Source organism: Methanobrevibacter oralis, assembly GCF_001639275.1.
GTDB classification, from domain to species: domain Archaea; phylum Methanobacteriota; class Methanobacteria; order Methanobacteriales; family Methanobacteriaceae; genus Methanocatella; species Methanocatella oralis.
The window spans coordinates 1-12,006 of record NZ_LWMU01000078.1 but is presented as its reverse complement, the minus strand read 5'-3'; the positions used below and the strand labels follow the sequence as shown (position 1 = coordinate 12,006).

The following is a 12,006-nucleotide window of genomic DNA, read 5'->3' as shown; positions in this document are numbered from 1 at the left end:
TGGGGTAGGGATGTAAGCTTCGAGGTAATTGTTCCGAGTTGTTGAGTCCGCTGCTTCCAATTGTTCGCTTGCATTATTTTATAAGTCGTTAGTAGACTTGTTATTGAATGAAAGATTGTTTTTTTTTCTTTTAATACTTTATTTCTAGTCTAGTAATGATTTGGTTAGGTGTTAACAGTAAGGGTGAAAATGCAGGATTATTATATTTTATTAATTTTCATATAGGTTTGTAATATTAGATATTGCGGTCATAGCATGGGGGTTATACCTGGTCTCGTTTCGATCCCAGTAGTGAAGTCCTTTTGTGTTTTGTTTGTGTACTATGGTTTTCTATGGGAATTTCATTTCGCTGCAAGTCTTTTTATATACAAATCTTTTACTTTATTATATTCATTTTCATAATGATGGGTATTGCGGTCATAGCATGGGGGTTATACCTGGTCTCGTTTCGATCCCAGTAGTGAAGTCCTTTTGTGTTTTGTTTGTGTACTATGGTTTTCTATGGGAATTTCATTTCGCCGCAAGCTCATTATCATACTAATTTGTCCTATTTCTAATCTATTTTTATAATTTTATTAATTAAGAAATAGTTAAATATTATTTTTAACATATATTATTAATGTCATATCATTTTAAAATGACTAATGCCAATGGTCCTTTTATGAGGGAAGTTGATGCTGTCTATGATTAGAAGAAACCCAGCATTAGATAGGCTGCCAGTTTCGAGGGTTACTCGAGGAGGGAAGGGTATTCTACCGATGATTCATGAGAGTTAGTATACTGGCAAAAGAAAATATTGAAAACTATAAGCATGGATTTCTCCAATAAATAGTTTAATTGAATATTTATCTTTTGTTTTGATTTATTTAACCATTCATTCTTTAAATTTGCTTATAAGGATAGATTCCTTTTTCACTAAATTCAAGTTCTAACCATCTTTTAAGAATTGGTTCGGATATTTCATATTTATTATTATTTAACAGGATTAATCCTTGGTTTTGAAGATTTGTTAAGTAATTACTTAATGATCCTGGAGATATTTCTAATTCATTTGAAATATCAATTCTTCTAAGGGGTTTTTTAAGAAGTATGATTATTATTGTTTGTTCTCTGAATGTTAATCTTGTCCAGATATTTATTAAATGTGAACTAATTGCTTGAATCTTTTTGTCAAAATATATTTTAATTTGATTTTCATCTAATTCTTGGTTGGTTGGTAGAAGTGATGCGAAGATATTGACATATGATGGAATTCCGGATGTACATTTGTAAAATCTATCAAATCCATCATCAGTAAATAGAATTTGCGGTGCTTTTGTAGATAGGTATGATTTAACAGTTTCTTTTTCAAAAGGGTTTAAATGCATGGAAATTATTCGCCCGCCAAATGCTCCATTTTGTCCAGCAATTTCTGAGATTAACCTATCTTGTAAACTCATTGATCCAGAAAAAATATAAGCTACATTTCTTTGATTTTGAATATAACTTCTCATTTTCCATAAAAATGATTCTTTATATTTATTTAATTCTTTGATAATTTGAAATTCATCAATAAATATTAATATCCCTTTAATTTTGTTTTTTTCATATAATTTTTCAGGTAAATCGAATACAAAATCAACAAGCTTTTCGGTGTTTGTTTCTTTTGAAAAAATTGGAATGGGTATTTTATCAATGGTTATGAAATCTTTAATTTTAAAATCATTTGATTTAAAATATTTTTCTATTTGTTTATCTAATGTGTTTAATTTTTTATTTTTTGCTTCTCTAATCAATTCTTTAAAATAATGTTCCATTAATCCATTAATATTCATTTTATTTTTCTGAAAACATTCTGATTTTGAAAAATCAATATAAACAACTAAATATTCGTCATCCAATTGCCTTTTTAATTTTTTAAGAAATACTGTTTTTCCAACACCTCTTATTCCAGTTAATAATAAATTTGGTGCATGACCTTTGCTTGTTGAGTCTAGAAGATTTTTTATATTGTGTAATTCATTTTCTCTGTTATAAAATTCATCATCTGTTAAATTTTGATTGTTTCCCCATGGTAAATCAGTCAATATACCACCCCAATAGTACTATAATTGTTAGTATATATTATAAAATTTATTATATATAATTTATGCTAATAATTTTAATGGATACTATAACTTATAGCATATTTTTATCATGCTAAAAATTTTAGCACATTAAGAGTGATGTGATATCATAAGAAGTTGTTCAATGAATGATAGAAAAACCCATATACCACCTAATTCACCCCTATTTGAGACAAGGACATACAGGTGGAACTTAAAAAAGAAGTTTTTACCTTTTAAGCCTTCAACTTATACTCTATGTAATTTTTTAAGCTATTCACTAATAATTTCTTTTAAGAAATATCAAAATCAATTGCAGTAGCTATAAGTATTAAATATTAAGGTATACAGGCAAAACTTTATTCTGTTCTTATAAATTTTATTACTATATAAATTCCTAATGCAACACTTATCACAAAACCAACTAATCCCAATACTGGAATGTCCATGAATCGTGGTCCCTTATCTGCTAAAATAGCTAATGATGATCCAACAATTATTGCTGATAATATAATTGAAATTGATAATTGATTTGTTATATTATGAATATTTTCATGTTTTAGGTTAACGGTGATGTTTCCTTCTTCTATTTTTGATAAAGTATTGTTTATCGTGTTTGGCAGATTTTTAGCTAAATGTTCTAATTGTAATAGGTAATTTGTAGAGACTTTGATTAATCTTTCAGGTTTATATTTATCTTTGATTATGTTTTTTGATAGTTTCTTTAACTCACTACTTGTATTAAAATCGGGATCTAGTTTTCGCCCAGTTTCTTCAATTAATGCAATGCCTCTTCCTATCATTACAAATTCTCTAGGTAATATTATATTATTTTTGATCATTACTTTAAGAAGATCTTGCATTCCTCCATTGATGTTTTTAAGATTACTTCCATAATATCTATTTAATAAATCATTAATATCTGCTTTTAGATCAGGCGTATTTTGTGATACTGTAATGATATCCATATAAATTAGTTGATTTATAATATTGTCTGTGTTTCCATTTATTAGAAGTATTATTAATTCTGCTAGGTTTTCTCTAAAATCATCATCTAATATTCCCATCATACCTTCATCTATGTAGCATAACTTTTTATCTTCAGTTATCATCATATTTCCTGGATGAGGGTCCGCATGGAAAAATCCATCAATCATTATTTGTTTAAAATAAGATTTTGCACCATATTTTGCGATAAGTTTTTTATCGTATCCGGGATAATCCTTTTCTATAAATTTACTAACTTCTATTCCATTAATTAATTCCATTGTGATGATTTTTTTGGTACAATATTCGTCATATGTTTTAGGTATGTGTATATAAGGTATTTTCCTGAAATTTTTGGATAATATTTCCATATTTCTTAATTCATTAATATAATCAATTTCTTTAAATATTGATCTTTCAAATTCACTTATAATTGCAGGCAGATTATATGTTCTTGTTTGATAAACGTATTTATCTAGTTTTTCAGCTAGAAATTTCATTATTTTTATATCGGATTTTATTGTTTCTTCTGCTTTTGGTTTTTGAATTTTAATAGCTACTTTTTCATTTGTTTTGCATAATTTTGCTTTGTAAACTTGTCCAATTGATGCGGATCCAATTGGTGTTTCATCTATTTCACAATAAATTTCATCTATAGGTTTTCCAAGTTCACTTCCGATTACTTTTTTGATTTCATTAAATGGTGTGGTTGGAGTGTTATCTCTTAGTTTTTCAAGTTCTTCTGCAATTTCAATACCTACTAAATCCGGTCGAGTACTTAACATTTGGCCTAATTTAATATAAGTTGGCCCTAATTCTTCTAAAACTTTTTTAATTCTAATTGGGAGTGATTCATCAAGTAAATCTTGAGATTTCTTATTTTCGTTTTTCATTAATGGAAATTTTTTAATAAATGTGTTCTCTTCGATTAAATGTCCAAAATCATTTTTTTTAAGAACCTTGTAGATTTCATTTAATCTTTGAATGTTTTTATTTTGAGGATTATTTATTATTTTCATTAATAAAAAATTAGTTAAAAGTTATATTTAATTATTTTAGAATTTTTCTAATATTCTTGAATATACAACTTTTAATTCATCATCGGATTTTTCGTAAATTCTTTTTAAAATCAATTCAGGAGTACTTTTAGCAAGGAAATTTATTTTTGGTGTTCTATCTACTATTAAATTATATTCTTCATCTAACCCTCTGGCTTCTATTCCATCGACTCTGATATCTGTATAGTTCATTAATTCTCTTGCCATATGTGTTACAATAATTCCATATGAATTTGATTCTTTAATCATATCAATGAATGTGGATATGATTTTTACAGCTGCTTCGAGTTCTGTTATTCCTTCAAGTTCATCTAATAATACTAATTTAACACTATCTGTTGTTACAATTGGTATAAATACATTTAAAAATGATTCAAAAGCACCTGCATCAAGGGATCTTTTCTTTGAAAAATGGTAGATTTCATCGAATAGTTTTATTTGAGCATTGTCTGCACTTACTGGAAGCCCCATTTGTGCCATTATTGAAATTTGAGTTAATGTCTCAAGTAGTGTGGTTTTACCTCCACTGTTTGCTCCTGTTAGAAGTGCTATATTTTCATTTTTTGTTAACTCATAGTTAATTTTTTGAACATGGTCTTTATCTTTTTTTAATGCCAGTTCTAAATGTAGTGCTCCTTTAAGTTTAATTTCATCTTTAAATTCAGGTCTGCATAAGTCATATTCGTATGCAAAGCTGCCTAAACTGAATTCATAGTCAAATTTTATTACATCTTCAACTTCTTTTATAGCTTTTTGCTTTATTGCATTTAATTGAACAGCTGCACTTTTTTTAATATCAAAAATATTATTTTCTTTTTTAGATGATTGTTCTAGGGTTACCCTTTGAATTTCTGCATCATCAATTTCAATCGGATACTTTCTTAAAAATGGATCAAAACTTAATCCGGTTTTTTCCCTAATGATATCTTTTCGTTTATTGATAATTTCATCAAATATTTTACTGATTTTTGGAGGAAAATTATTATTTAATAAGTTAAGAATTTCATTTCCTTCAAGATCAACATTTTTTATAGATTTTTCAAGTTCATTATCCATATCTTCTTTAAGAGAATTAACTAATTTTTCAATATCCACTTCTCTTTTATCGATTATATTTAACTCATCAATAATTGGTATGATTTCTCCAAGAACACTTTCTTTATTTCTAATCTTCTGGATTTCATGAACTTTGTTAAATAGTTCTTTGTTTTGTATAAAAAAGTTTATAACTTTTTCAGGAACTATTTCATAATCATTTTCTTCAATATTGATCATAACTAGGTTAGGCATTCCTTCGAAATCTAAAATTCCTTGTGAATATACATAAAAAACTAAATCATAATTCATTATTTCTTCTTTTAAAAGAGGTGAATCACTAGCTGTAATAATTGGATAATATTGATTTAATCCTAAATCTGTAAGATAAGAATTATCTTCTTCACTTTCAACTAAAATAGCTTTACTGGGATCATATTCTGCTTTTACTTCTTCAACTTCTTTTAAATTTTTCATTAATCCTCTTAACTTTATTATTGGAAGTTGTGAAACATGTGTTTTAGCATTCATTACAAAATCTAGCTGTTTATTAATTTTTTTAATGTCTTTTGATGGTGAAAGGAGTAATATCCTATTTTTTGAATAAGTAGTGTTTGAATAGGCTAAAATCTTGTTTATTATGTCTTCATAAATTTCTAGAGCTCTTTCACTTTTAATAAATTCATAATTAGGATTATTTAATAATTGATTCATTATTTCAATTGCTTTTCTTTGACTTATGCCGTCAATTGTTGAGAGTTTTTCAACATTAACTTCTTCAACTATTTTTTGGAGTTCTTCTTCACCTCCAAGACTATTTATGATTTTTTCAGAGAGTTTATCTCCTACTCCTTTTATGTCTTGCAATGTTATTCTTTCTCCTTTCATTTTACCAAAACCCTTTTTTAGATTATATTATTTTATTTTATATATTATTCAATATCACCAAGAGCAATTGAAAAGTAATTTAATAATTTCCCAAAGTATTTTTAGGGCTGATTTTTAACAATTCTTTTTTTTGAATTCCACCATTAATAGCTGATTTATAAATATCAATCATTCTTAAGTATTTTTCACTATTCCATCTTCCATCTATTGAAAAATTACAATAACCTGCTGCAATTAGGTGGGATATTTCCTCTAAAAGTGAGATTTCATTGTTATTTAGGATTATTAATTCTTCTTGTGAAATACTTTTATGTATTGGATATTTGTTGTTTTTCTTATCAATTAGGTAGGTGTTTTCTTTTGCTTTTTTATTTTCCTTTTTGTATAATAAATTGTATCTGGTTTTCATTAATTCTATTTTTCCTTGAACTAATATCTCTATTTTTTCAGGATTTTTGCAATGAATTATTAATGAGTCATAATCTTTTTTTCTTAGTTCTGGAGAGATACTTATGATTTTATAATTTTCAAGACTATTTGCACTTTCACTATTGGTTATATTCATGGAATATGGTCCATATTCATGTTTGAAGTTTCCGCTCATTATTGGGAGGGTTATATGCATTTTATTTAATATTTCTCTAACTTTTGTCAAGGTTTTGATTAGGTTGTCATGAGCAATGTCTGGCCATTTCCAAATGAGTTCATAGTCTTTGGTTCGTGAAATTTTAATGGCTTCTTTTAAAAAGGTAATCATGTAGTTTAGATTATATCCTTCATTTAATTGATTTATGGGCAAATCATTTTCAGGAGGAATTTCCAAATAAACTCTTTTTACATTATTAATTTTATCTAAATCGGTTATATTATTAGTATAATAAGATAAATTAATTTTTTTGTTGGTTTTATCATTTTTTATTTGTTTTAATTTGATATTTTTATTTTCATGTTTGTATTCGTCATTTATTTTTTCTTCTAGGCTTTCAAATAGCTCTCTTCTAAGTTCATTAATTTTGCTAATTGGGATGAATAGTGTTCCATCATAGTTTATATTGATTTGTGTAATTTCAAAAGGATAATTTCCAACTTTTGACACTTGTTTTTTAATAGTTTCACTACTAACACTTTTTTTAAGTGGCTTTTCAAACTGTGCATTTCCAGTTACCTGTGTTTCTATTTCCTTTTTATTTGCAAGGATTAATTTGGCTTTAAGTTGAGGATATTTATTTTTAATGGAAAATGTTAGTGTTAATTTGGATTTTATATAGCTATTGCCTTTATTTCCGATTTCTTTTGTTTTTTTCAATAATTTATTTCGTTTACTTAGAAAAACTCTTGATTCGCCTAAACTAAATGTGTTTTTTTTATTTTGTATTACTTTTTTTATAATCAATATTTTATTTTTTCGAGTAAAATCTTTAATTTGTTTATTTTTACCTTTTTTAAAGTGATTTAGTGTAGTGATAACTGGATTTTGTGATATTTCCATTCCATAATCTTTATCATTTTTAATAAATAATATTCCATCTCCTCTTTCAGGAATTGTATTTATATCATCGTTTAATTTAATAGCAATTTGATTTTTATTGGCTTCATATACTTTTCCAATTTCTAAACCAAGATGGCCTGGTCGAATGCTTCTTTTAGTTTCACCACTAAATTTACCTTCACTTAATCCTCTATTGAAAACAAGTTTTATTTCTTCGTTTTTAATTTCTTTTTTACTTTTTAATTTATTTAGTGCTTTTCTGTAACCGCTTACTACAATAGCTAAATATTCTTTATTTCGCATTCGCCCTTCAATTTTAATACAATCAATATTTAATTCAATGATTTCTTTTAGTTTATCATATAGGCATAAATCCACAGGAGATAAGTAGTAATCTTCTTTTTTGATATTTGAAACTTTATATTTTTGTCTGCAGGGTTGTGCACAGCGTCCTCGATTTCCACTTCTTCCTCCTTTAAAGCTACTCATTAAGCATTGTCCCGAGTATGAATAGCATAGTGCGCCATGAACGAATATTTCAAGTTCCATATTTGTTTTTAGTGATTCAATTTCTTCTTTTTTCATTTCGCGTGGAAGAACTACTCGTTTAATACCTTTTTTTTCAATATAATCAAGTTTTAATTGATTTTCTATTGTCATTTGAGTAGATGCATGGATTTTTAATTTTGGAAGGTGTTTGTTTATCAGTTCAATAAGTCCCAAATCTTGAACTAAAACAGCATCAACACCTATTGCATATAGCTCTGATAAATAGTTTATAACTGCTTCTAATTCATCTTCTTTAATTAGGGTGTTTACAGTTACATAAACTTTAACATTATGTAGGTGACAAGTATGCACTGCTTCTTTAATTTCATTTGTTGTAAAGTTTTGGGCAAACTTTCTTGCACCATAATTTTTTCCAGATAAATAAACTGAACTTGCACCTGCATTAATTGCTACTTGAAGGTGTTCCATAGATCCAACTGGTGCGAGTAGTTCTGGAATCTTCATTTTCTAGCCTCGTGTAATCTGCCTTCAATATAATTGCCTTTATTGATATATGATTGTGAAAAGTCCATTATTTGATATTTGAATTTACTTAATTCATCATCATTAACCTGTGATAAACTTTTATTATAAATTGATAGTATACTTGTTGTGTATTGTTCATTAGAGTATCTGCAATCTAAAATTAGTGAATCAAGACCCATTTCTTTAATTTCACTCATCTCTTCAATTAAACATAAACAATCTTTGTTAATGATGTGACTTTGCTTATTGTAGTCAAATAATATTTTATATTTGAATTTTTTCCTTTTTTTATCTTCTAATATTGCGTAATCAGCATTATTTCCAATAATAAAATCTTTACCATCATTAAGATTTGAAAAATCATCTTTACTTACAATAACTTCTAAGTTTCCATTAACAATCATTTCAAGTGCAATATCCTCGCATTCATTTTTATTGATTATTTCTTTGATTTCTTCTCTGGATAATTCTGAAGATAATATTAATCCATTAAATCCTGTTTTTTTTAAATTTTTAACTGTAAATGAGTTCCACACGTTTAAATTATGATTTCCATAGATTGGGCAATCAAATTCATCTGCAAGCCCTGGAAAATCGCCCATTATAGAAATTATGATTCCTTCGCTTTCTAGTTTTTTTACAACCTCTTTGCATTTAACTAAATCTTCATCACTGATAAAAGAGGATAATACCCATACAAGTTCACTTTCAAAACTCATCAATGCTGCTTCTTTTAATAAATCTGCAATATTTTCAAAATAATCTTTAGGGTTATTATAATGGCAATTTACATCGTAATAGATTCTTTTTAAATCAAATCCAGATGCTGCTTTAATTTGGGATAGCTCATCTACAAAGATTGATAATTTTGGTCTTTTTTTAGGAATCTCTGATTCTTCTTGATATTTTTCATAAAATTCATTTAATCTTTTACGTGCATGTTTAACCGATTTTTTAGTTGGAATGTAGTGTTTTTTTAATAAATCGGTTGCATCTTTAAGTATTTCACGTCTAATTTGGTTTAATTCACTAATTGGGATGAATAAGTCATTACTCATCTTGTTAAATTTTATTTGTTCAATAAAAAATGGAGTGTTACCTGTTTTTTTAAGTTGCTTGGTTATTTTTTCTTTAGTTAGTGGTTTATTTTTAGCTTTTTGAAATTTAGATGTGCATTTATGTCTGAAATTAATTAATTCCCCATCGACATAATATTCAACTTTAGTAAACAGAGATAAATTTTCGTCCCATGTTAAGGAGAGTGTTAAAGCAATATTATTTTTAATTTCTTCTTTTTCAAATTGCTTTAATGAGTCATGAGTGGATTTAGAATAGCTTATAAATACTTCACTTCCTACTTTTACGAGACGTGTAGTGTCTATAATAATTTCGTTTTCATCTTGTTTTATGATGTTTTCTAAGTATATTCCTTTAATTTTTCCATTGTATTTAAACGCAATTCCATCCCCTGCTTCTAATATGATTGGAATTTTTTTGTTTTTAATTTCAATTTTAACTTCAGTTCCATTTATTTCTGCAATGTCTCCAATGTATAGTCCTTCATGTCCTGAACTACCTCTTCCCATAACGTCTCCAGGTTTATCTCCCATCATATATCCATTTGTAAATTTTCTATTAAAGACAAGGTGCAAATCTTTAGCATAATCTCCAGTATTTCCATCTAAGATGTTTCTATAACTGTTTACAATTGTTCCAATATAATCTCCAGATTTCATACGGCCTTCTAGTTTTAAAGAGGTTATTCCTGCATTTGAAATAGCTTCTAAATTCTCATAAGTGGCAAGATCATGTGTTGATAGTAAAAATCCATTTCCAATGTTGTATCCTCTGTATTTTAAACGATACTCTCTTCTGCATGGTTGGGCACATGCTCCTCTGTTTCCACTACGCCCGCTATTGTATGAGGACATGTAACATTTACCAGAAACACAATAACATAAAGCCCCATGACCAAATACTTCTAGATCCATGTTAATGTTGTCATTTTGAAGATTTTGGGATGTTTTTTTAATTTGTTCTATATCGGCTTCACGTGGAAACACTACACGTTTAATATTGTTTTCATAAGCCCAATTAAAGGAGCTATAATTATTTAATCCCATTTGTGTCGATGCATGAACCTCTAAATCAGGAATTAATGTTTTTAAAAGCCAAATTATTCCTAAATCTTGTACAATAACAGCATCTACTCCCATTTGATATAATTTAAATAAGTAATCCATAACTTCTACAATTTCAAAGTTATTTATTAATGTATTTACAGTTACATGGACTTTAACACAATTTAAATGAGCATATTCAATAGCTTTTTCGATTTCTTCGATTGTAAAGTTTTTAGCATATGCTCTTGCACCATACTTTTGTCCAGATATATAAACAGCATCAGCTCCTGCATTAACAGCAATTACTAAAACATCATATGAACCAGCTGGAGCTAATAATTCCGATAAAACCATATTCACTACACTCTTAAATCTTTAATAATATTAGAATTCTGTTTTTTGTATTATTTAAAATAACTTTTTTTAACTTATTTTTCTAATATAAAACATGATTTATTAATAAATAACAACGTTTAAATATTATTTTAACATATGTTATATTGTCATATTAAGAATATAACCTCGTGATAAATTTTTATCACCTATTATATTTTTTTAATAAATGGCATTGATTGTAAGTTAGATTTAAATCTACTGTTATAGTGGTTTCTAATTTAGAATTAAGATATTAAAATCTATGTAAAAACCTTTGAAATGATTTAACAATTCTTTGTGTATTTGTTAAATTATTCACTAAAACATTAATTGTGAGTACATGCCTTGTGTACTCACTCATGCGGGACTGTCAATTTGTTAGGTCTTTTGTATATAAATAGTGTTTAATTTTTCAATTTTGTCTATTTGGTCTTCTTTTTGATTTTACATTTTTGATTTTTACGAAAGTTTTAAATACTATTTGTGTTTTTTATTTCAAATTTTTATTTTTTTTGAATTTTATCAAATATTTTAAGCCCCTTTTTTTCCTTTTAATTATTCTTTAAATAACTTGTTGTTAGTTAAATTAAATTTTCAATGTTAATATTTTGTTTTTGTTAAAATAAAGTATATATAAGTTTATATAGGGTGGAAGGCAAATAATTATATATGAAAACACAAATCAAATGCCTTCCATATCTTAGGTTGGATGGCGAGCAATATATATTTATCGGTGATTTTAAAAATCCTATTCGAAAAGGGTTTTTAGATGGAAAAAGCTTTGTTGAAAAATGCTATGTTCAATTATAGTTTCGGACAAAAAATTTTTTAGTTAATCATGATGAATTTACTGATCCAATTTTTATAGTAGGAATCTCTATTTACGATTCTATAGAATTCTTTTTCAAATAGTTTTTCCATAAATTCTATTG

The 12,006-nt window shown here is 26.8% G+C and carries 5 protein-coding genes and 2 rRNA genes; 2 read left to right on the top strand and 5 right to left on the bottom strand.

Going from position 1 to position 12,006, the window contains the following annotated elements:
* The first annotated feature begins 240 nt into the window (after positions 1-240).
* A 5S ribosomal RNA gene (rrf, locus tag MBORA_RS06595) occupies positions 241-358 on the top strand.
* A gap of 51 nt (positions 359-409) precedes the next feature.
* A 5S ribosomal RNA gene (gene rrf / locus MBORA_RS06590) occupies positions 410-527 on the top strand.
* A gap of 354 nt (positions 528-881) precedes the next feature.
* On the opposite strand, the gene MBORA_RS06585 is transcribed toward rrf (MBORA_RS06590), so the two are convergent.
* From MBORA_RS06585 to MBORA_RS06565, 5 genes are all read right to left on the bottom strand, one after another.
* A complete protein-coding gene (locus MBORA_RS06585) occupies positions 882-2,066 on the bottom strand; it encodes an AAA family ATPase (protein WP_063720422.1) in 1,185 nt (394 codons plus the stop codon).
* Between the two features lie 377 nt (positions 2,067-2,443).
* The gene (locus MBORA_RS06580) at positions 2,444-4,090 is read right to left on the bottom strand and encodes an ABC1 kinase family protein (protein WP_063720421.1); all 1,647 of its coding nucleotides are present in this window, start codon (positions 4,088-4,090) and stop codon (positions 2,444-2,446) included.
* A 36-nt stretch (positions 4,091-4,126) separates the two neighbouring features.
* Positions 4,127-6,052 carry a MutS-related protein gene (locus MBORA_RS06575; RefSeq protein ID WP_063720420.1) on the bottom strand — a complete coding sequence of 642 codons (1,926 nt, stop codon included), beginning with the start codon at positions 6,050-6,052 and terminating at the stop codon, positions 4,127-4,129.
* Positions 6,053-6,131: 79 nt separating this feature from the next.
* The gene (locus MBORA_RS06570) at positions 6,132-8,555 is read right to left on the bottom strand and encodes a U32 family peptidase (protein WP_063720419.1); all 2,424 of its coding nucleotides are present in this window, start codon (positions 8,553-8,555) and stop codon (positions 6,132-6,134) included.
* Positions 8,552-11,053, bottom strand: coding sequence for a U32 family peptidase (locus MBORA_RS06565; RefSeq protein ID WP_063720418.1), 2,502 nt, complete (start codon positions 11,051-11,053; stop codon positions 8,552-8,554). Before MBORA_RS06565 ends, MBORA_RS06570 begins: the two co-directional genes overlap by 4 nt.
* Positions 11,054-12,006: the final 953 nt, after the last annotated feature.

Coding starts and splice junctions, on each gene's coding strand:
- MBORA_RS06580 (WP_063720421.1), bottom strand. CDS start 4,090: ATGAAAATAATAAATAATCCTCAAAATAAAAACATTCAAAGATTAAAT.
- MBORA_RS06575 (WP_063720420.1), bottom strand. CDS start 6,052: ATGAAAGGAGAAAGAATAACATTGCAAGACATAAAAGGAGTAGGAGAT.
- MBORA_RS06570 (WP_063720419.1), bottom strand. CDS start 8,555: ATGAAGATTCCAGAACTACTCGCACCAGTTGGATCTATGGAACACCTT.
- MBORA_RS06565 (WP_063720418.1), bottom strand. CDS start 11,053: ATGGTTTTATCGGAATTATTAGCTCCAGCTGGTTCATATGATGTTTTA.